Source organism: Pyrinomonas sp. (genome assembly GCF_040289685.1).
Classification (GTDB): Bacteria; Acidobacteriota; Blastocatellia; order Pyrinomonadales; family Pyrinomonadaceae; genus Pyrinomonas.
This window is the reverse complement of the sequence record NZ_PSLQ01000095.1, coordinates 1-698: the sequence shown is the minus strand read 5'-3', so window position 1 is coordinate 698 and position 698 is coordinate 1. Positions and strand designations below refer to the sequence as shown.

Sequence of the window (698 nt, the reverse complement as noted above, 5' to 3'; positions counted from 1 at the left end):
AGAGCGCGCGCCACTCTCTAGAACTACTCGGCGTCAGCGACGATGCTGTGATCATTACGCGCGATCAGGTGCGACACGCCAAGCCGGATCCAGACCTCTTCATCGCCGCTGCCGAAAGGTTGGGCGTAGATGTTGCCGACTCGGTCGTTGTCGGCGATAGCGTCTGGGATCTGCTGGCCGCGCGGCGCGCGCGTGCGCTCGGCATAGGACTTCTTTCAGGAGGTTACGGGCGCGATGAACTCGAACGTGCCGGTGCGTACCGCGTCTACGATGACCCGGCGGATCTGTTGCGCCATCTGGATGAGGTCGGCGTCCGCGCGCTCGATTGATGGCTTTCGTGATCAGCACGTATCAGGCATGTGCGCCTGATACGTGCGCTCGAAGCAAGCGCATCGGCTTTTGCACGTCTCCGGCGGGTTCTTCTGGACTGAAGATCCCGCAAGGCCATCTCTTCAGACGATTCTCCACAAGTTCCACCCGAGCAGCGCGGAGCGGCAATCTCCAAGGTCTGCGTCTCGAACGAACAAGAGCGATCGGTCGCGATCCAAGAAAGGGATGTTGAGTCGATAAATCCTCTCGTGCTAGTTCGCCGTACGCTCAAGCTCGATGCCATATTGCTCCGGATGCTCCGGAAGATATTCACCCGTTGCCGAGAACATAGAAAACTGTTCCCGACACCCGCCCGTTGCCAGGCGGGG

The 698-nt window shown here is 60.0% G+C and carries 1 protein-coding gene; it reads left to right on the top strand.

Annotation, left to right across the window (positions count from 1 at the left end; all coding sequences use genetic code 11):
* Positions 1-329: HAD family hydrolase (locus C4334_RS13975; RefSeq protein ID WP_352432704.1), on the top strand; the 329-nt coding region annotated here is incomplete at its 5' end.
* Between the last annotated feature and the right edge of the window lie 369 nt (positions 330-698).